Source organism: Paenibacillus sp. FSL M7-0420, assembly GCF_038002345.1.
Taxonomy (GTDB): Bacteria; Bacillota; Bacilli; order Paenibacillales; family Paenibacillaceae; genus Paenibacillus_AQ.
In genome coordinates, this window is the sequence record NZ_JBBOCJ010000001.1 from 2,081,411 (window position 1) to 2,101,647 (window position 20,237).

Below are 20,237 nucleotides of genomic sequence, written 5' to 3' on the forward strand. Positions count from 1 at the left end.
AACAGGACGGCAGGTCAGGGAGTCGTATAAATAGGGTTTCTGGAATACACAGCAGGAGGACTTTTATGATAGATTCGTCTGACCGAAAAGGCGCTTCCGCAAGAGCGCGGAGGAGAAGGCACGGCCAGCAGCTTCTTATTCTGGATCATAATGCCGCCGTCTGAGACCTTTAGTCTGGGGCTGCGTCCATTGACTTGGCAACAAGTGAAGCAGACTGTGGAAAACTTGGACAGCGGAGCGATATCGAACCCCACCTGCGGCGCTTCGACAATCCATTCGGCCGAGCTTTGCGGTCCGTTATAGCGCTGTACGGTACGGAAGACCCAGCATTTGCTGAGATTGCGCAGGGTGATGCACCATTTGCCGGGACTCAGCTTCACGATGGAAGCACGCATATGGTTGCCGGGAGAGACGGGAAGAGGAATTACGGTTTCGGAGGCGGGGAGAATCTCCCACCAGGCATAATACCGGACTTTTCCGTTCACCGACTCATGGCCGGTGCCCGTCTGAATCAGGCTGCTGTTCTTGAAGCCGTCGATGCCGATCCAGGCCGAGGAGAACGTAGGTTTTACCGTAGGCTTTACATAAGGGACGATCCAGTCGGCAGATATCTGCCGGTAGCTGCCTTTTTTGCCGGAAATGGCATAACCGCTCCAGTTGCTTGATGTCCAGCCGAAGCCTGAACTGGCGGCTCTGCCCGTATTAAGTTTATCCTTCAGACAGGGTTTGCTTCGTGTTAATCTATTGACTTGGCCCACTTGTCCACCGCCTCATAATAGGTTGTGCTCTATTTAATGCAGCAGGCGGCTATGAAGGTTGGGTATTCTGTTAAAAAGAATGAGAGAGGACTTGTAATCCCCATGGAAAAAATAACAAAGCTGCGCGGGTTCTATCTGTTTCTGGGACTGGCCGGGGGCTCCTTCGGCTCCTACCTCTCGCTGCTGCTGAAATCGAACGGACTTGAAGTCAGCCAGATCGGCGTGCTGATGGCTATGGGTACGCTGATCGCGATCTGTGTCCAGCCCTTATGGGGAATGGTCTCCGACCGGTATAACCAGGCGCGGCTGGTGCTGATTCTGAGCGTGGCGGTTCCGGCGGTGCTTGCGGTTCTGTACCGTTCGGAATATTTCATCGTGCTGATGCTGGTGTATACCGTGTCCACGATCTTCTCCTCTACACAGGCGCCTATAGCCGACTCGTACGCCATAGCGGCTGCGAACAGGGCCGGAGCCACTTACGGCAGCATCCGCATGATGATGAGCATAGGCGCCGCCGTAGGGGCCATTGCGGGGGGGCAGTATGTATCCAAGTTCTCTGTATCGACCATCTGGCTGCCGTTTCTGCTGCTGAATAGCGTCGCTGTAGTGATTGCTTTCACCCTTCCCAAGCAGGCGGAGGAGAATCATATGATGAGCCAGTCTTTCTCCCAGGGGATCAAAAAACTGCTCGGCAACCGCATCTTCCTGGCCTTCTTAGGCGGAAGCTTTCTGGTCAACCAGACGATGACGGCCTTCGGGACCTATTTTGTCATTGCCTTCCAGTCGGTGGGCGGATCGACCGGCACTGCCGGAATTGCCCTGTTCCTGGCCTCGATTACCAATGTGCCTTCTATGTTCTTCGCCTCTAAGGTGATACGCAGAATGGGGATGGAGCGGACGCTGCTGCTCGGTGCGCTAATCTATGTGCTGCGCTGGGGCATCCAGGTGGCCTTCCCGTACCCTTCCGTCATGATCGGCGTACAGGTGCTTCACGGCCTCTCCTTCGGGTTCTTTTATATCGCTGCGGTTGAATATGTATCGAAGATTACCTCAGCGGAGATGCAGGCGACCGGACAAAGTGTGTTTAACATCGTATTCTCCGGGTTAGCCGGGATTCTGGGCAATTTGTTGAACGGGATGCTGCTCAATCAGGGCGGGGTCGGACTGATGAACCTCTCCTGTATGATTAGTGCAGCTGCGGGCGCAGCCCTTCTGTTCTATGTTGCCCGAAGCTCCCGCCGTAAGCTGCCGCTGAAGTCTGCTTCCGGCGGTGTTGGCGCGTAGCGGACTGCTGGCTGCCGGGCAGACTGTATTTTAGAAAGGAGCATGAATATGAATATGAATCCGCATCAACCGGGATGGGCCAGCCGCTGGCATAGTACCTCTATCCGTGTACGTTATCAGGAGACCGACCAGATGGGCGTCGTCTATCATGCCAACTATTTGATCTGGTTTGAGTGCGGCCGTACGGAGATGTTCCGTGAGCTGGGCTTCGACTACAAGAGGCTGGAGGGCCTTGGTCTGCTGCTGCCGGTAACCTCTGCAGATTTGCAATTTAAAAGCCCCGCGCGATATGATGATCTTATTACCGTGTATGCGCGGTTAACCACCTTCTCGGCTCTGAGGGTTGTGTATGAATATGAAATCCGCCGGATGGCGGGGGGTCAGGAAGGGCAGGAGCGGACCGCAGGCGAGCTTCTGGTCAGCGGCTCGACGAGTCATGTCTGGCTGAACGGGGAATGGAGGCCGGTGCGGATCGACAGGGCACAGCCTGAGCTGTTCCATGCCATCCTGGCTGCGCTGAAGGAAGAAGAATAGCGTTAACGTAAAGAAGAAGGAGGAGCAGTATGATCAGGAACAAATGGCTGTGGGCCGCCCTATTCGCAGTCCCGGCCGTGGAATTATTCGGTTTCATCTATGTCTCAAGTTTTCTTGGAGCGCCCAAGACGCTGCTGATCATGCTGGCTACTTCAGTCATCGGTTTGCTAATGATGCGGTTCGAAGGCAAGAAAGTGCTGCAGGACAGCAGAACACATATGCAGGAGGGCCGGGTGCCCGGACGGACCATGCTGGACGGCTTATGTATTTTCTTCGGCGGTCTGCTGCTGATTCTGCCGGGGTTTGTCACGGATCTGATCGGCTTTACTCTGGTATTTCCGCTGACCCGGCCGCTTTACCGGGTTTTTCTGCTGAAATGGATCGAGAAGAAGATGAAGAACGGCACGTTCACCTTTTACCGCAGGTAAGCGGGTAGAGATGCAGAGCAGGCGGGCGGTTGCTGGCGTTAATAAGGAGTTGTAAGGATCGCTTAGGAGTACTATGGAGTAATCAGGCTTGCCAAAGGTGTTCAGTTGCAGGGTGCTGCGGCTGGATGCCTTTTTGGTGTTAGGGAGTGGTGTGGAGCAAAGTTGTTTCGGACGCCCCTAATGCAGCCTGCCGCTGAGGATATAAGTGCGCAGGGCGCGGAATACGCCGGCGCGGGCGAACGCGTCGAGAATAACGAGCAGCACCGGGCCGAGGATCAGGCCGAGCATGCCCATTAGCTGAAGGCCGGCGAACATGCCGATCAGCATGGCGAGCGGATCGACGCCGATGCTGCTGGCGAGTACCTTGGGCTCCAGTACCTGGCGGGTGATCAGGATGATGCCGTAGAGCACCAGCAGCCCGATGGCCAGCGCCATGTTCCCGGTCATGTATGAATACAAGGCCCAGGGCAGAATGACGATACCGACACCCAGATAAGGAATCAGATCGACAATGCCGATGGTCAGACCGATGGCGAAGGCTGAGCTGACCCCCAGCAGCAGCAGGCCGATGATCACAATTACCGCCGTTACGGAGATCAGCACCAGCTGGGCGCGGATGTAGCCGAACAGCGCCTTGCGGAGATCCTTCCAGATCTCCGACACCGGTCTCAGCAGCGGGGCCGGGAGCAGGGCGGTCAGCTTGGCATTATGCCGTTCCCAGCCGGTGCTGAGGAAGAAGGCGGCCAATACGATGACAATCAGAATGGTGCCAAGGCTCGGCAGTGAAGAGATCAGCTTCAGGATGATATTGAAGAATCCGGTGATCATCTGCGTCACGGCTTGGCCGACCGTTTCAGTGGTCCGGTTGATATTGCTGTCAATGGTGGCGTGATAGCCCGGGTTGTCGTGGTAAAACTGGTTGATTTGGTTAATAATATTCTGAATGCTGGCATTGCGGCTCAGGGACAGCAGCAGCTCCCGCCACTGACCGGTATGAATATCGAAGGTCTGGAGCAATCCGATCAGCTCTTTGACCAGCCGCGTGATAAGGGCAGTCAGTACAAGTGCGATGCCTCCGATGTAGAACAGCAGCGAGAGGGATACAGCGAGCCAGCCGGGGAGCTTCATCCCCTTCAGGATCAGTACCAGCGGATGCATAAGATAAGCCAGCAGCCAGGCGATCAGCAAGGGGTATAGAAGCGGCAGCAGTACATATACAGCCAGCAGAATCAGGGCGGCGGCAAGCACGACCCAGAGGCCGCGCAGCATTCTTTTAACTACAAGGGTATCGATCTTGGGTCCCTCCTACTCTGGCAGATTCCAGAAATAACGGCTCGTCTTATATATATTCATAGGGGGTGTGAAAAGACTAGCAGCGCCAGAAAAGGGCAGACAGCGGGCATATCCATAACCTGGAAGCGTGTTCATGAATCAGGTTTTGCGTTCGTTTTTTTCTATCCCTCCGATAAAATCATTTGATGTCCTGTAAAGCTTCCACGTTGTTCACATAACCGTCAAAATCCGGTATGATAATTAAAGGTTAAAGAGCAGAAATTTAGTTGCAATCTTCTGAGCCGGTCCTGAAGCTTTTTTCAGAGAGAGTTGAAATACTTGGAAATGTAAATGTTTACATGAGATTTGAAGCGGCACTATACACTCTTGTTGGCAAAGGAGAGAGATACTATGACAGCTACTAAAGGACTTGAAGGCATTGTTGCAACGACCTCCTCAATCAGCTCTATCGTAGATGGAGTGCTCACTTACCGCGGCTATGATATTGACGATCTTGCGGACCATGCCACATTTGAGGAGACCGCTTATTTGCTGTGGTTCGGCAGTCTGCCGACGGTGCCGGAGCTTGGAGCTCTGCGGCGCGACCTCAGCGCTCACGCTCCGATCCCGGAGCAGGTGCTCACTCAAATGAAGCTGTATCCCAAGGAAGCCAACACCATGGCCGCTTTGCGCTCTGCCGTATCAAGTCTGGCGCTGTACGATGAAGCCGCCGATGATATGAGCAAGGAAGCGAATCAGACCAAGGCGCTGAAGCTGCAGGCGCAGATTCCGACCGTAGTTGCCGCACTGGCACGCATCCGCAAAGGCCTGGAGCCGGTAGCTCCCAAGGAAGGCTTGACCATCGCCGAGAACTTCCTCTACATGCTGTGGGGAAAAGAGCCGGATGCGGTATCCGTCAAGGCGCTGGATACGGCGCTGGTGCTGCATGCCGACCATGAGCTGAATGCTTCGACTTTTGCCGGACGGGTAACGGTTGCGACCTTGTCTGATATCTATTCCGGTGTGACCTCAGCGATCGGGGCGCTTAAGGGGCCGCTGCATGGCGGGGCGAATGAAGCTGTAATGAAGATGCTTGAGGAGATCGGCAGCCTGGACGCGGTGGAGCCGTATATCCAGGGCAAGCTGGAGCGCCGCGAGAAGATTATGGGCTTCGGACACCGTGTCTACAAGAACGGCGACCCGCGCGCCAAGCACCTGATGAAGATGTCCAGCGAGCTGGGCACGATGAAGAATGACACCAGTCTCTATGACATGTCGGTCAAGGTGGAAGAGCTGATCACCAGCCAAAAGGGGCTGAAACCAAACGTCGACTTCTATTCGGCATCGGTCTACACACAGCTGGGGATTGAACGGGAGCTGTTCACCCCGATCTTCGCGATCAGCCGCACTTCGGGCTGGACGGCGCACATTCTGGAGCAGTATGAAGACAACCGTATCATCCGTCCGCGTGCGGAATATACAGGTATGTCCGACATGAAGTACGTCCCTGTAGACGAGCGATAACAGGACGGCAGGGAGGGCGGCCCTTGCGGGCTGCTCTACCCCTTTAGTACAATGAATGATATGAATGCTTATACATCATACTTTTAGGAGGAATATCTACCAATGTTGAAACTGGAACAATACGATCTGCCCACAGAAGGCGAACAAATTACAATCGAAGACGGCAAGCTGCTGGTTCCGGATCAGCCGATCATTCCATTCATCGAGGGTGACGGGACAGGCCGTGACATTTGGAAAGCCTCCAAGCGGGTGCTGGATGCAGCTGTAGAGAAAGCCTACGGTGGTGAGAAAAAAATTGCGTGGTACGAAGTGTTTGCCGGCGAGAAGGCCTTCAATACATATGGTGAATGGCTGCCGAAAGACACGCTGGAAGCGATCCGTGAGTACATTGTGGCCATCAAGGGCCCGCTGACCACTCCGATTGGAGGAGGTATCCGCTCCCTGAACGTAGCGCTGCGCCAGGAGCTTGACCTGTACGTATGTCTGCGCCCTGTGCGCTACTTCGACGGCGTTCCTTCTCCGGTGAAGCATCCTGAGCTGGTGGATATGGTTATTTTCCGTGAGAATACTGAGGATATCTATGCCGGTATTGAATATCAGGAAGGCTCTGCCGAAGTGAAAAAGGTAATCGAATTCCTGCAGAAGGAAATGGGCGTGAACAAAATCCGCTTCCCGGAAACCTCCGGTATCGGTATTAAGCCTGTATCCGAGGAAGGCTCGAAACGCCTTGTTCGTTCAGCAGTAGAGTATGCGATCAAGCACGGACGCAAGAGCGTGACCCTGGTACACAAAGGCAACATCATGAAGTTCACCGAAGGAGCCTTTAAGAACTGGGGCTATGAAGTGGCTGAACAGGAGTTCGGCGATAAGGTCTTCACCTGGAACCAGTACGATGTCATCAAGGAACGCGACGGTGAAGCGGCTGCGAATGCTGCCCAGAAGGAAGCCGAAGCAGCAGGCAAGATCATCGTGAAGGATGCCATTGCCGACATTGCGCTCCAGCAGGTATTGACACGCCCGACAGACTTCGATGTCATTGCGACGCTGAACCTGAACGGTGACTATCTCTCCGACGCACTGGCTGCCCAGATTGGCGGCATCGGTATCGCTCCGGGAGCGAATATTAACTATATTACGGGACATGCTATTTTCGAAGCTACACATGGTACGGCACCTAAGTATGCTGACAAGGATGTAGTGAATCCGGGCTCTGTTATTCTCTCCGGCGTTATGCTGCTTGAGCATCTGGGCTGGCAGGAAGCGGCTGACCTGATCTACCAGGGAATGAGTACGGCGATTAACAACAAGACGGTTACTTACGATTTTGCCCGCCAGATGGAAGGCGCGACTGAGCTGAAATGCTCTGCTTTTGCTGACGAGATCATCAACCATCTGTAAGCAGGCCGGGCCGGTAAATACTACAGATATAAGCTGCACATCCGTGTAGCTTATATCTATGTAGGCCGCCTTCAGACTATCATCAGGTTAGGAGGGCTACCGTGGCGATCAAACGTTCAAAAATCACTGTCGTAGGTGCCGGATTCACCGGCGCGACCACGGCGCTTATGCTTGCCCAGAAGGAGCTTGGCAATGTAGTGCTGCTTGACATTCCTCAGCTTGAGAATCCGACCAAGGGCAAGGTGCTGGATATGCTCCAAGCGGGACCCGTGCAGAATTTCGATGCTCAAATTACCGGAACCTCCAGCTATGAGGACGCAGCGGATTCTGACATTGTGATTATTACCGCAGGGATTGCCCGTAAGCCCGGCATGAGCCGTGAGGATCTTGTCAATACCAATGCGAACATCGTCAGATCGGTCTGTGAGAATGTGAAGCGCGTGGCTCCAGAGTCCATTGTGATCATACTGAGCAATCCGGTGGATGCCATGACATACGTGGCCTATCATGCGCTTGGCTTCCCCAAGAACCGCGTCATCGGGCAATCCGGGGTGCTGGATACGGCCCGCTACTGCACCTTCATCGCTCAGGAGCTGAATGTATCGGTAGAGGATGTGCGCGGCTTCGTGCTGGGCGGCCATGGCGACGATATGGTGCCGTTAGTGCGTTATTCCAGCGTAGGCGGTATTCCGATCGAGACGCTTATCCCGGCAGAGCGCATCGCAGAGATTGTGCAGCGTACCCGTGTCGGCGGCGGTGAGATTGTCGGCCTGCTTGGGAACGGCAGCGCGTATTATGCTCCGGCAGCATCCCTGGTTCAGATGGCGGAGGCTATTCTCAAGGACAAGAAACGGATCATACCGGTAATCGCTCTGCTTGAGGGTGAATACGGCTATGAGAACCTGTTCATGGGAGTTCCTGCGCTTTTGGGAGCGGAGGGCATTGAGCGGATTTTTGAACTGGAGCTTACGGCGGAGGAACAGGCGGCGCTTGACCAGTCCGCTGATTCGGTCCGGGCGGTGACTTCTTCGGTAACTATGTAACCCCGGCAATCTGCCGGAGCCCCGCAAATTGAAATTGGAGGAGATTATGATGGGTCATGTTTTCTTTTTTCTGCATATGATCGGGACACTGGCACTTGGCTTCTATCTGGTGCTGCCGTTTATCTTAAGCGGGACGGCTAAGCTGTCCTCCCCGGCGAAGGAAGGCACGCTCAGTGCAATCGGCGGATTCAACCGTTTTGCCCAATACGGGCTGGTAATTCAGCTGCTGACCGGCGGCTACATGATGACTAAGGGTGAGTATTCTGTACCCTGGATGATCATTGTTACGGTGCTTCTGCTGGCTATGTTCGCGTTCGGCGGGATTATGACCAAGCCTCTGCGCCTTGCTGCGGCAGGCATGAGAGAGAACCGCGATGTCTCTGCCGAGACTGCCAAGATTCGTACCATGAGTCTGCTGCTGATGGTCTCGCTGGTCGTCATGATCTTTTTCATGGTCTACAACACAATTATCTAAATAACCTGCTGCCGGATGGGCAGTATGATAACAGCTCTGGAAGCCTCAGCCTCCAGGGCTGTTTCGCATGTCAGGATGCACATGGTTGGATATTGTTCCCAACGGCTATGTATTCCGCTACACTATGGTTAGGTGCTTGGTTCATTTGGCATCACATACATACTTAGGAGTGAGCGCAGTAATGATAGGAAGAAAATTAGTAACGGTCGGGCTGAGTCTGGGCTTGCTGCTGGGTTCAGCCGGGCATATGTCTGCGGCAGCCGATTATGAAGGACACTGGGCGCAGAAGCAGATGAGCCGCTGGCTGGAACAGGGATGGCTGAAGGGATTCGCGGACGGGTCAGTCCGGCCGGATCAGGCGATCACTAGAGCGGAATTTATCGCGTTAATCAACCAGTTGGCCGGGCTGACGGCTGAGAGCAAGGTGAAGGCTGATTTCAGCGATCTGCCTAAGACGAGCTGGGCATACGAAGAAATCTCGAAAGCGCTGGAAGTGGGCATCATCAAGGGTTACGGAGGCACGATTCGTCCGGGCGATCCCGTTATGCGCCAGGAGGCGGCGATTATGGTGAGCAGAATGATGTATTTTGAGACGGGAAGCACGGAGGTATTATCCATGTTCAGCGATAAGGATCAGATCGCAGGCTGGAGTGAAGCCGATGTCGCTGCACTGATCAATGACGGAGGAATGAAGGGGTACCCGGACGGGCGGTTTGCTCCAGAACAGGCGATGACCCGGGCCGAAGCGATTGCACTGCTGGATTACTACAATGTCACAAGCGGCGGCTTGCAGAGTGTAACTATCAGCCATTCTGAGGGGCTTGGAAGCTTTGAACCAGGAGCCATCAAATACTATAACAATGTCACTGTATCCGGCTATGATGTGCTGCTGCAGAATCTGAAGATTTTTGGAGACCTGGTCCTGGAGGAAGGAATCGGCAACGGAGAGGTGAACTTGGATAGTGTAGAAGTACTAGGCAAGGTCATCATACAGGGCAGCGGAGATCCCTCAGTGCTAAAGAACACAACCATGAACCAAGTGATTGTGCAGAAGAATAGTGGAACTGCCCGCCTGGTCACCGAAGGTACAACCTGGGTGAAGGCATTGTCGGTACAGTCCAGTGTGATTCTGGATGAGGGGGAGGGTACCGGAGAAGGGTTCACAGATATTGATCTGCCATCCGGCCTTGCAGCCGGGATCGTAGTGACGCTTAACGGCAATTTCGGAGATGTGAACATTGAAGCCAAAGGACCCGTCCTCCACCTGCAAAAAGGCTCCATACGCACGCTTAAGACCGCTGCCTCTGCAACAGGGGTTAAGATAGAGCTAGATGAAGGGACAACGGTGACGCAGGCGATTCTGAATATGTCAACAAAGGTTAGGGGTGCGGGTAAGGTTCAGGATGCAATTGTGAAGGAAGATGAATAGAATTCTGAATGAAGGGCTGCTCTCTTCTAAGGGGCGTCATGAGGAGCATTGGGATCAGCATTGCTGTCTGTATAGATCTATATCCCTTTACGCCCCAGGTACTCCCGGTCCAATATCGCATAAAAGTATTGGTCGACCCACTGGTTGTTCCAGTATATTTCTTCCCGGAATACGCCTTCGCGGGTCAGGCCTAAGCGTTCCAGTACCTTGATAGATGAGGTATTGTATTCATTGCACATAGCCACAACTCTGTGGGCCTTCCATTCTTCAAAAGCAAGCTTCAAGGCCAGCTGCGCTGCTTCAGTGCAGTAGCCTTGCCCCCGGTATTCAGGGAAAAGACTGTAGCCCAGCTCCCAGCTCTCGCGCTCTTTCACATACCAGTGTATATGCACTTCCCCTACAGGGGTTGCCTCCGGGGAGGCGAGCCGGATCACGAATTGTTTGTGCCAGTCGCTATAGATTCGTTCCGCCACAGTCTTCCGGACGGCCTCCTTGTCGGTTGGAATCATATCCTCGAAGGGCCAGAGTGAAACGCTCATTTCCAGATCTGTGATGAAATCGATATCGTCCGGGGTGACCGGAGATAAGGTTATTCTTGCATTCATTGTGCCATAGCCTCCTGCTAGTATGATTTCGATACGATCTTGCCGTCTTTCATTACCCAGCTGACCTGACGCAGGTTGCTAATATCCGCCAGCGGATCTCCCCCGACGACCAACAGATCGGCCCTCTTGCCTGTCTCAATGGTACCGAGTTCATGATCCAGATTACAGATTTTGGAACCGGATGAAGTGGCAGCCATAATAATCTGCATCGGAGAGAGGCCGGCCTGGCCTAACAGCTGGATCTCCTTCCACGGCATGCCGGCTCTGTACCACGGAAGAGCTTCTTCGATAAAATCGTCCCCCAGTCCAATCTCCCCGCCTGCCTGAATAAATCTCCGGACATTATCCAGCCCTTGTTCCAGCAGCGGCGCACCGAATTTGTCCTGGAACATCTGGAGTACGGTGAGTGTGGGGACGATACGGATGCTCCCGCTCACCATTTGCCGGATCAATTGATCGTCCAGCCGGTCGTAAATCATATGCGCAGCATCGCTGATCCCAGCATCCACCAGAATCTGAAGATTGCGCGCACTTGTAACATGAGCAGATACGTAAGTGCCCATGCTCCGGGCCTCCCGGCAGATCGCTTCGAGAATCTCCTGATTCAGCTGGGGCAGTCCGGCGGTAGCAGGATCGTAGCCGTCTTCCAGCGCTGTTTTGATGAAATGTATTCCTTGTTCCAGGACTTCACGGACCTTAAGCCGCGCCTCATCCACACTCTCTACGCCGATAGGTTCCTGACCACCGTAACCGCCTGGAGCTGTGAAGACCTTGCCAGACGTAAGAATTCTGGGAAAAGCACCGCTCTCCAGCTGCCGCGTATGTGTGACTACATCGTCAATCGATGCTGCCGTAGTCATTCCCTCATCGCGGATCGTAGTAATTCCTTCTGCAAGGCACGCGGCCAAATATTCCGTATGATATCCGTGCAGCGGCTCATTCTGTATGTACTTGAAGCTGGTATGGGCATGGGTGTGAATGAACCCCGGCAAAACGAACAGACCCTCTAGGTCGATCACTTTAGTTGCGGAGTCAGGCCCGGATCTCCCGTTAATGTCACTTTGCTGTGTTATGGTGCCGAAGCGGCCATTAACAATCTCAATGTTTGTATGATGCAGCGGCGGCCGTCCGGTTCCATCGATTACCGTTCCGTTCACCAGCAAGATGCGCTCATTTCCCATGGTGGAAGCGTCCTCTCCGTTAAGGTAGTTGTCTTTCCTCACAAAGTATAGGGCTTTCCCCCTAGCGGATATAGATAATATTCTTTTTGGAAACGTTCCTTACTTACTGACTATCGTTCTGCTATAGGTATCGTTGAATGAAGATTACTTGTTTGGGCGGCTGTCAAGTGTGGTAAGTAACATAACGTAGAGCCAAGCAGGCACACTGCCTGATGCATAAACACCAGACCTTAAGCCATGCTAACATGATTGATCAACAATACTGTGGACAGCGAAAGGAGAATGGATTATGCCAGACACTAGCAAGCAACCTGTCAAAACTTTACCACCGCAGGTGCAGGATCAGCGCCCCGGAATTGAGAGTGAGATGAACCCGCTTCCGGAGTTTGAGACACCGGCGTACAAGGCAGCAGGCAAGCTGCTGGGAAAGGCTGCGCTCATTACGGGAGGCGACAGCGGGATCGGGCGTGCGGTTGCCGTTCATTTTGCCAAGGAGGGTGCGGATGTGGTGATCTCCTACTTGAACGAGCATGAGGATGCGGAAGAGACCAAGCGCCAGGTGGAGCAGGAGGGCAGAACGTGTATTCTGATCGCCGGGGATATCGGGGACGAATGCTTCTGTCAGAGCTTGATACGTCAAACCGTTGAAGGACTCGGCAAGCTTGACATCCTGATTAACAATGCGGCGGAGCAGCATCCGCAGGATCATATTGAGGACATTACGGCGGAGCAGCTGGAGCGTACGTTCCGGACGAATATTTTCTCCATGTTCTATCTGACCAAGGCCGCTATGCCTCATCTTAAAAAAGGCGCTACGATCATTAACACCACCTCCATCACGGCGTATCGCGGCAGCCCGCAGCTGCTGGACTATTCGTCCACCAAGGGAGCCATTCTCAGCTTCACCCGGTCACTGTCGATGAATCTGGCGGATAAGGGCATCCGCGTGAATGCGGTAGCGCCCGGACCGATCTGGACCCCGCTGATCCCGTCAACCTTTGACGCTAAGAAGGTCAGTGAGTTCGGCGGCACCCAGCCGATGAAGCGCCCGGGACAGCCTGAAGAGCTGGCACCGGCGTATGTGTACCTGGCCTCGGACGATTCCTCCTATGTGAGCGGACAGGTGATGCATGTGAACGGCGGCGAGGTTGTGAACGGATAAGAAGCAGTGTAACCATACGTATTACACAATTTGCTCAGCAAATGTGGAGAAGCCAGCCGGGAGGCTGGCTTTTGTGAGACGAGATAGGTATAGCCCTAACAGAAATAATATGCTAATATACAACAAGCAAGACGAAACAACCGCATAGAACGATCACTAGGGGTGCCGCAAGGCTGAGACGGGCGTAGTTGTCCGGACCCTTTGAACCTGATCTGGTTTATACCAGCGTAGGGAAGTGGAGAACGAATAATGCAGCGGGGGTATACGGCTAATCCCGGTATTCCTGCTTCTATTCCAGACTGCTTCCTTTACGGGGAGCGGTCTTTTTTGTGTTGCGGGGTGGTGCAGAGCGGGCTTGGAGCAGACGGGAGGGGAAAGAGTGTTGTATGAGATTCATGCGGTCTCGGACGGGCGGCTGCCGCCTGAAGCGCTCGCCGAATGGGCCGTGGCGGTACATTCTATAGTGGATTATATCCACCTCCGGGAAAAAGCCATGCCCGCCCGCGAACTGCTGGCAGCGGCGCAGCAGATGCTTCAGGCCGGGGTTCCGCCTTCGAAGCTGGTCATTAATGACCGGATCGATGTTGCCCTGGCCGCCGGGGCAGGCGGTGTAGAGTTAGCCTGGCACAGTCTACCTCCAGCCGCAGCACGCGGACTTGCACCGGGCCTGCGGATCGGCAGATCGGTACACTCGCGGGAAGAGGCGGCGGAGGCTGGAAGGCAGGGAGCCGACTTCTGCCTCTACGGGCATGTGTTCCCTACGGCATGCAAGTCCGGACAGCAGGCACGCGGACTTGCGCAGCTGGCAGAGGCTGTCCGCTGGAGCCGCATCCCGCTGATTGCGCTTGGAGGGATTACCCCGGGGAATGCCGGGGCGGTGTTAGCCCAAGGGGCGGCAGGCATTGCCGTCATGTCGGGGATCTGCGGAGCCCCGGACCCGGTGGCAGCGGCCCGGGCGTACAGGGCAGCGGTTCACAGGGCAGCAGAGCTGGCTGAAACGCTGGATATGGCTCAAGCACAGGGCACAGCAGGAGGTGAACAGGCATGAATGTGACCGTTAACGGGAAGACGCAAAGGCTCGGGGAGAGCTGCCGGACACTGGAGGATCTGCTGTCCCGGCCCGAGTGGGCCGGTAAGCTGGTGATTGTCGAGCTGAACGGTGAGCTTGCCGGCAGAGAGGTTTATGGAGAGACACTGCTCAGCGAGGGGGACCGGGTGGAGCTGGTTCATTTTGTAGGCGGAGGTTAAACAAGAAGACTTATTCCAGGAGGCGTTAACATGCAAGACTCATTGATGATTGGCGGAGTGACTCTAACCAGCAGACTGTTCATTGGCACCGGAAAATACAGCCGCAACACCCTCATTCCCGAGGTGATTACGCGATCAGGCTCACAGGTCATTACCGTTGCTCTGCGCCGGGTGGACCCGGAGAGCAGTGACAATATTGTCAGCCATATTCCTTCCCATATGACCTTGCTGCCTAATACCTCCGGTGCGCGCACCGCAGAGGAAGCAGTACGGATTGCCCGGCTGGCGAGATCGGCGGGGCTGGGGAACTGGGTGAAGATTGAGGTCATCAACGACCAGAAATATCTGCTGCCGGATAATACCGAGACCATCCGGGCGACCGAGATTCTTGCAGCTGAGGGCTTCGTGGTGCTGCCGTATATGAGTCCTGACCTGTCCGCTGCCCTGCGGCTGAAGGCAGCGGGGGCTGCGGCCGTGATGCCGCTGGGAGCGCCGATCGGGTCCAACCGCGGACTGCAGACCAAGGAACTGATCCGCATTCTGATCTCCGAGACGGAGCTGCCGGTGATCGTGGATGCCGGAATCGGCAGACCGTCCGAGGCGGCTGAGGCGATGGAGATGGGGGCCGCAGCGGTGCTGCTTAATACAGCGATTGCCACCGCCTCAGATCCGCTGCTGATGGCAGAAGCCTTCCGTGACGCGGTAGCTGCAGGGCGCAAGGCTTATCTCGCTGGACTAGGGCCTGTAGAGGAGACGGCGGCAGCCTCTTCACCGTTGACCGGGTTCTTGGCCTGACAGATGGAATAGGGAGGAGAGAACGGTTATGAGCTTTTATGAGACGATGACCCGGCTGGAGCAGCTTCCTTACGGAACGCTATGGAGCCGCTATACGGCAGAGGATGTGAAGCGTGCGCTTCGTGCAGAGCGGATCGATGAAGAGGGGCTGATGGCCCTGCTGTCACCGGCAGCGGAGCCTTATCTGGAGGAGATGGCGCAGAAGGCGCACCGGTTAACGCGTACGCATTTCGGCCATGTGATGCAGCTGTTTACACCGATGTACCTGGCTGATTTTTGTGTGAATCACTGCACGTATTGCAGCTTCAGTTCTATCTATGATTTTCCGCGCAAAAAGCTGTCGCTGGAGCAGGTCGCCCGGGAAGCAGAGATCATCGCAGCCACGGGCCTGCGCCACATTCTGATCCTGACCGGAGAATCCCGGAGTGACAGTCCGGCCGGTTATGTGAGGGACTGCGTGAATGTGTTGCGCCGCTATTTTGCCTCCGTCAGCATTGAAGTGAATCCGCTCTCGACAGCCGAATATGCTGAGCTCAGAGAAGCCGGGGTGGACGGTCTGACGCTCTATCAGGAGGTCTACCATCAGGAGACTTATCGTGCGTTGCATGTAAAAGGACCCAAACGTGTCTACCGCAACCGGCTGGATGCTCCCGAGCGGGGCTGTCAGGCGGGCTTCCGTTCGGTAAATATCGGGGCTCTGCTCGGCATGTACGAATGGCGCCAGGAGGCGCTGGCAACTGCGCTGCATGCGAGGTATTTACAGGACAAGTACCCGGAATGCGAAATAGGGCTGTCGACTCCCCGATTCCGGCCTTACTTAGGCGAATTCAACCCGGCAAGCGATGTTACCGACCGTGCGTTGGTGCAGATCATCCTGGCGTACCGCCTGTTCCTGCCGCGCTCCGGCATCTCATTGTCCACACGCGAGCCTGCCGCTCTGCGCGATCATCTGGTCCAGCTCGGCATCACGAAGATGTCCGCCGGGGTATCCACCGAAGTGGGAGGACATTCCCTGGAAGGGGGAACGCCGCAGTTTGAAATCTCGGACAACCGCAGCGTGAACGAGATGGCCGAGATGCTGCGCTCGCAAGGACTCCAGCCGGTATTCAAGGACTGGGATATCCTGTCCGAGCCGCTTGGGTTGAGGTAGGCTGATTGGATCTCGCCTAACTTGATGTAGTTAAACCGAGCCTAACTTAAGCTGACCAAACTAACCTAATTTAACCCGGCCATATGCAAACAACCCGCCTTATGGCGGGTTTGTTTGCATTATATAAGGTACAGGCTTCACGCGCTGACTTCTCCTTTTATCAGGAAAGCGCATGGCCGGATGTATGCGAAAAACTAAACACAATGTGCTGCGCGAAGGCTGATGGGCCAAATGTATGTGTGTACTCTATCTACTCTATAGATTCAGGCTGTCCGGCAGACTGTCCCTGACTCGCACTGGAAGTCAGCTCGTCCAGCGACATCTCGAAGCCCGGAGCCATGTGTTTAAGGAAATACTCCATCTCAGGCATCTCCAGTACATGCAGCTTCGCGGCAGTCTGCTCCCTGGCAGCGGCGAATTCGCGGTTGCCTGCGGCGACCTCCCAGACGCATTTCAGGTAAGCGTCCAGCACATCCGCTGCCTTGACGTAGCGGAGCAGTCCGGCATCCTCGGAGCCGGGCGGGCTGGTGTGCGGCTGCAGGAGCGGCGCATAGACTGCGCTCAGCTCCGGCGGGATCATGGCCGCCAGCCGGTCGGCGGCCACCTGCTCCATCTCGCGGAAGCTGGACAGCAGACGCGAGTTGTTATGCTTCACCGGCGTAGCGATGTCGCCGGTGAAGACCTCGGTGGCGTCGTGGAACAGCGCCATCGTGGATGCGCGGTCGGCGTTCAGCGACCGGCCGAAATGGGCATTGCCGATGGTGCACAGCATGTGCGCCAGCAGGGCGACCTGGAACGAATGCTGCGCCACGTTCTCCGGGGCGGTGCTGCGCATGAGGCTCCAGCGCTGGATATATTGCAGCCGGTAGAGATAGGCGGAGAAATGGTAGTTCAATTTTGAAGTAACCCCTTTCATGAGCAGCTTAATGTGCTATTATAGTAACTAATTGTACCAGAGTTAGGGCCGCTTGAACCAGATGGAGAGGAGACTGAATGAAGATGCAGCATTTTGAAGAGAGCATTTATAATTTGATTGTAGAGACCTCCACGAACCTGCCGGGCGATGTGCGCCGGGCAGTGGCCAGAGGGCGGGCGCTGGAAGACCGGGCGACACGCTCCGGACTGGCACTAACCACGATAGCGCAGAATATCGGAATGGCGGAGCAGCAAATATCGCCGATCTGCCAGGATACGGGGATGCCGACTTTTATAATTCATACGCCGGTGGGCGTGAATCAGATAGAGATGAAGAAGGATATTCACAGCGCAATTACCCGCGCTACGAAGAACGGGAAGCTGCGGCCCAATTCCGTAGATTCGCTAACCGGCGAGAACAGCGGGGATAATCTGGGGGCAGGGACTCCGGTGATTCACTTCGAGCAGTGGGAGGAAGAGAGCATTGACGTCCGGCTGATCCTGAAGGGCGGCGGCTGCGAGAATAAGAACATCCAGTACAGCCTTCCGGCAGAGCTGGAGGGACTCGGCAAAGCCGGACGCGACCTCGACGGTATCCGCAAGTGCATCCTGCATTCCGTGTACCAGGCGCAGGGCCAGGGCTGTAGCGCAGGATTCATTGGTGTAGGCATTGGCGGCGACCGTACCACGGGCTATGAGCTGGCGAAGAAGCAGCTGTTCCGCAAGGTTGAGGATGTGAATCCTAATGAAGATTTGGGCAAGCTGGAGCATTACATTATGGAGAATGCCAACAAGCTCGGAATCGGCACGATGGGCTTCGGCGGTGAAGTGACGCTGCTGGGCTGCAAAATCGGAGTAATGAACAGGCTGCCTGCCAGCTTCTTTGTCTCCGTAGCCTACAACTGCTGGGCCTTCCGCCGCCAGGGCATTCTGGTTCATCCGGCTACCGGTGACATTCAGGATTGGCTGTATGAGAGCGGCACCGGGATATCTGTTGAGGGGGAAGCTGCACCGCAGCCTGTTGCTGAACCTGTGGGTGTAGCTGCGGCAGAACGGACAGCTTCCGGCGTGGTGCCAGAGGATGCTACGATTCCTGCGGCACCGGCTATTGTATCCGGGACGGGTGAAGCAGCTTCGGATGCGGCCGTCTCAGGGAATGGGGCAGCATCCGAACCGGCTGCGGTAGCTTCCGCCGGCTCAGGCGGCTCGCGCGAGATCCGCCTGACCACACCGATCAGTGAGGAGGATATCCGCAGCCTGCGCGTCGGCGATGTGGTGATCCTCTCCGGCGAGATGCACACCGGCCGCGATGCCCTGCACAAATACCTCATGGATCACGATACCCCTGTCGATCTCAACGGTGCTGTCATCTATCACTGTGGCCCGGTCATGCTGAAGGATGATGAAGGCTGGCATGTGAAGGCGGCTGGCCCGACGACCAGTATCCGCGAGGAGCCGTATCAGGGCGATATTATCAAGAAGTTCGGTATCCGCGCCGTAATCGGCAAAGGCGGTATGGGACCCAAGACCCTTAAGGCCTTAGGGGAGCACGGCGCGGTCTACCTCAATGCCATCGGCGGTGCAGCGCAGTATTACGCAGAATGTATCAAGAAGGTCAACGCGGTAGACTTCATGGAATTCGGTATTCCTGAAGCGATGTGGCATTTACAGGTGGACGGCTTCGCAGCGATAGTGACTATGGATGCGCACGGCAACAGCCTGCATGCCGATGTCGAGAAGGATTCCGCCGCCAAGCTGGCCCAGTTCCGGGAACCGGTGTTTAAGTAACCCATAAAAAGAAACAGCGGCAGTTAAGGACGAGAAATTGAAGTCCGGACTGCCGCTTTTTTTTATTGAATGAATGCTCTGCACCGTCCTAAAGGGCATTTTGTTCAATCTCAAAGCCCAAGTCCTCAATCATTTGATGATCAGCCGGTATATCTTGGCCTGTTGTCGTTAGATAATCACCTACAAAGAGTGAATTTGCAGCGAACAGAGATAAAGGCTGCAGCGTACGGAGGCTGATCTCCCGGCCGCCAGCCACGCGGATTTCTTTAGACGGACAAATGAAACGGAACAGGGCGAGTACCTTCAACGCTTTAGTCGACGGCGTGCGGCCAGCGTGCTGCAAGGGGGTTCCCGGTATGGAATTCAGGAAATTGATTGGAATCGAATCCGCATCCAGTTCGCGGAGCGCATAGGCCATTTCAACAATTTCTTGATTGGTTTCGCCCATACCGATAATGACACCAGAGCAGGGGGACATGCCGTGTGCTTTTACCTTCTCCACAGTTTCAATGCGTTGCTCAAAGGTATGGGTCGTCGTGATGGCAGGATAGTTGGCTTTACTGGTGTTCAAGTTGTGGTTGTACCGATGTACGCCGGCTTCAGCAAGACGTCTGGCTTGATCATCCCTGAGAATGCCTAGACATGCGCAAATTTTTAGCGGCATTGTCTGGCGGATTTCTCTAACCGCGTCCGCCACTTGGTCTAGCTCCTTGTCTGTCGGCCCTTTTCCGGATGCTACAATGCAATAGGTCCCGGCTTTGCGTGCCATAGCTTCACGTGCGCCTGAGAGCAAGGTGTCTTTATCTAGCAAGGGGTATTTTTTAACCGGAGCCGTCGACACAATAGATTGCGAGCAGTAGCCGCAGTCCTCGGGGCAAAGGCCGCTTTTAGCGTTGATGATCATATTGAGCTTGACTTTTTTACTGTAAAAATGCTTTCGCACCTTAAACGCTGCATGCATGAGCAGAAGCAGCTCATCGTCGTTGGCTTCGAGTACAGCATGTCCTTCCTCTAATGTTAAACATTCTCCACGTAGTGCTTTATCGGCAAGCAGTTGCCATTCCATCTCCGCTCCCATTGTGGTCATTTCAATCATCCTCCCATAGGTTGAATAGCCAATTAAGCTCGAATTGTATTGTTTTTGGTACGCTGAAGTATTAGAGCGCCGTATATTTCTATTGTAGACCTAATAACTAATTTAGGTTTACAATTAGCTTTGGATATTTTAGCAGACCTGAACATCTCTGT

The 20,237-nt window shown here is 54.9% G+C and carries 20 protein-coding genes and 1 riboswitch; of the genes, 14 read left to right on the forward strand and 6 right to left on the reverse strand.

The window, feature by feature from the left end:
• Nucleotides 1-14 precede the first annotated feature (14 nt).
• Nucleotides 15-758, reverse strand: coding sequence for a G1 family glutamic endopeptidase (locus MKX51_RS08740; protein ID WP_340942245.1), 744 nt, complete (start codon nucleotides 756-758; stop codon nucleotides 15-17).
• Between the two features lie 102 nt (nucleotides 759-860).
• Here MKX51_RS08740 and MKX51_RS08745 point away from each other — a divergent pair, with 102 nt between their 5' ends.
• Genes MKX51_RS08745 through MKX51_RS08755 form a run of 3 tightly spaced genes read left to right on the forward strand, consistent with a single transcriptional unit; the run spans nucleotide 861 to nucleotide 3,004 of the window.
• Complete coding sequence (locus MKX51_RS08745) at nucleotides 861-2,042, forward strand: MFS transporter (RefSeq protein WP_340942243.1); 1,182 nt, start codon at nucleotides 861-863, stop codon at nucleotides 2,040-2,042.
• A 54-nt stretch (nucleotides 2,043-2,096) separates the two neighbouring features.
• On the forward strand, nucleotides 2,097-2,576 hold the full coding sequence (locus MKX51_RS08750) for an acyl-CoA thioesterase (RefSeq protein WP_340995562.1): 480 nt from the start codon (nucleotides 2,097-2,099) through the stop codon (nucleotides 2,574-2,576).
• A 29-nt stretch (nucleotides 2,577-2,605) separates the two neighbouring features.
• Nucleotides 2,606-3,004 (forward strand): FxsA family protein, encoded by a 399-nt coding sequence (locus MKX51_RS08755; RefSeq protein WP_036695825.1) that lies wholly within the window; start codon nucleotides 2,606-2,608, stop codon nucleotides 3,002-3,004.
• Between the two features lie 177 nt (nucleotides 3,005-3,181).
• Here MKX51_RS08755 and ytvI read toward each other — a convergent pair whose 3' ends face one another.
• On the reverse strand, nucleotides 3,182-4,297 hold the full coding sequence (gene ytvI, locus MKX51_RS08760) for a sporulation integral membrane protein YtvI (RefSeq protein WP_340995564.1): 1,116 nt from the start codon (nucleotides 4,295-4,297) through the stop codon (nucleotides 3,182-3,184).
• A 390-nt stretch (nucleotides 4,298-4,687) separates the two neighbouring features.
• Here ytvI and MKX51_RS08765 point away from each other — a divergent pair, with 390 nt between their 5' ends.
• The 5 genes from MKX51_RS08765 (at nucleotide 4,688) to MKX51_RS08785 (ending at nucleotide 10,145) form a co-directional block, all read left to right on the forward strand.
• On the forward strand, nucleotides 4,688-5,800 hold the full coding sequence (locus MKX51_RS08765) for a citrate/2-methylcitrate synthase (protein WP_340992081.1): 1,113 nt from the start codon (nucleotides 4,688-4,690) through the stop codon (nucleotides 5,798-5,800).
• A 102-nt stretch (nucleotides 5,801-5,902) separates the two neighbouring features.
• Entirely contained in the window at nucleotides 5,903-7,198 is a 1,296-nt protein-coding gene (gene icd / locus MKX51_RS08770) for an NADP-dependent isocitrate dehydrogenase (RefSeq protein WP_340992082.1), read from the forward strand.
• Nucleotides 7,199-7,299: 101 nt separating this feature from the next.
• Nucleotides 7,300-8,241 (forward strand): malate dehydrogenase, encoded by a 942-nt coding sequence (mdh, locus tag MKX51_RS08775; protein WP_340942236.1) that lies wholly within the window; start codon nucleotides 7,300-7,302, stop codon nucleotides 8,239-8,241.
• A gap of 49 nt (nucleotides 8,242-8,290) precedes the next feature.
• Nucleotides 8,291-8,716, forward strand: a complete 426-nt coding sequence (locus tag MKX51_RS08780; RefSeq protein WP_036695834.1) for a hypothetical protein — start codon at nucleotides 8,291-8,293, stop codon at nucleotides 8,714-8,716.
• Between the two features lie 181 nt (nucleotides 8,717-8,897).
• Nucleotides 8,898-10,145 carry an S-layer homology domain-containing protein gene (locus MKX51_RS08785; protein ID WP_340992083.1) on the forward strand — a complete coding sequence of 416 codons (1,248 nt, stop codon included), beginning with the start codon at nucleotides 8,898-8,900 and terminating at the stop codon, nucleotides 10,143-10,145.
• Nucleotides 10,146-10,222: 77 nt separating this feature from the next.
• Here the strand turns inward: MKX51_RS08785 and MKX51_RS08790 are convergent, their stop codons facing one another.
• Both MKX51_RS08790 and MKX51_RS08795 read right to left on the reverse strand, forming a co-directional pair.
• Complete coding sequence (locus MKX51_RS08790; protein ID WP_340992084.1) at nucleotides 10,223-10,750, reverse strand: GNAT family N-acetyltransferase; 528 nt, start codon at nucleotides 10,748-10,750, stop codon at nucleotides 10,223-10,225.
• Nucleotides 10,751-10,767: 17 nt separating this feature from the next.
• Nucleotides 10,768-11,931: an amidohydrolase family protein gene (locus MKX51_RS08795; protein WP_340992085.1), complete on the reverse strand. Its 1,164-nt coding sequence runs from the start codon at nucleotides 11,929-11,931 to the stop codon at nucleotides 10,768-10,770.
• A 289-nt stretch (nucleotides 11,932-12,220) separates the two neighbouring features.
• Between MKX51_RS08795 and MKX51_RS08800 the strand changes: the two genes are divergently transcribed.
• From MKX51_RS08800 to thiH, 5 genes are all read left to right on the forward strand, one after another.
• Nucleotides 12,221-13,093, forward strand: a complete 873-nt coding sequence (locus MKX51_RS08800; protein ID WP_076082909.1) for an SDR family oxidoreductase — start codon at nucleotides 12,221-12,223, stop codon at nucleotides 13,091-13,093.
• Nucleotides 13,094-13,241: 148 nt separating this feature from the next.
• A riboswitch (TPP riboswitch) is annotated at nucleotides 13,242-13,344 on the forward strand.
• Between the two features lie 128 nt (nucleotides 13,345-13,472).
• Complete coding sequence (locus tag MKX51_RS08805) at nucleotides 13,473-14,141, forward strand: thiamine phosphate synthase (protein WP_340992086.1); 669 nt, start codon at nucleotides 13,473-13,475, stop codon at nucleotides 14,139-14,141.
• A complete protein-coding gene (gene thiS, locus MKX51_RS08810; RefSeq protein WP_340992087.1) occupies nucleotides 14,138-14,341 on the forward strand; it encodes a sulfur carrier protein ThiS in 204 nt (67 codons plus the stop codon). The genes MKX51_RS08805 and thiS overlap by 4 nt, the downstream gene beginning before the upstream one ends.
• Before the next feature lie 30 nt (nucleotides 14,342-14,371).
• Nucleotides 14,372-15,136, forward strand: coding sequence for a thiazole synthase (locus MKX51_RS08815; protein WP_340942227.1), 765 nt, complete (start codon nucleotides 14,372-14,374; stop codon nucleotides 15,134-15,136).
• Nucleotides 15,137-15,164: 28 nt separating this feature from the next.
• Nucleotides 15,165-16,286, forward strand: coding sequence for a 2-iminoacetate synthase ThiH (thiH, locus tag MKX51_RS08820; RefSeq protein ID WP_340992088.1), 1,122 nt, complete (start codon nucleotides 15,165-15,167; stop codon nucleotides 16,284-16,286).
• A 250-nt stretch (nucleotides 16,287-16,536) separates the two neighbouring features.
• Here thiH and yfbR read toward each other — a convergent pair whose 3' ends face one another.
• Nucleotides 16,537-17,181, reverse strand: coding sequence for a 5'-deoxynucleotidase (yfbR, locus tag MKX51_RS08825; protein ID WP_340942224.1), 645 nt, complete (start codon nucleotides 17,179-17,181; stop codon nucleotides 16,537-16,539).
• Between the two features lie 104 nt (nucleotides 17,182-17,285).
• Between yfbR and MKX51_RS08830 the strand changes: the two genes are divergently transcribed.
• A complete protein-coding gene (locus tag MKX51_RS08830; protein WP_340992089.1) occupies nucleotides 17,286-18,989 on the forward strand; it encodes a fumarate hydratase in 1,704 nt (567 codons plus the stop codon).
• A gap of 88 nt (nucleotides 18,990-19,077) precedes the next feature.
• Here the strand turns inward: MKX51_RS08830 and bioB are convergent, their stop codons facing one another.
• Nucleotides 19,078-20,076 carry a biotin synthase BioB gene (bioB, locus tag MKX51_RS08835; protein ID WP_445321991.1) on the reverse strand — a complete coding sequence of 333 codons (999 nt, stop codon included), beginning with the start codon at nucleotides 20,074-20,076 and terminating at the stop codon, nucleotides 19,078-19,080.
• Nucleotides 20,077-20,237 lie beyond the last annotated feature (161 nt).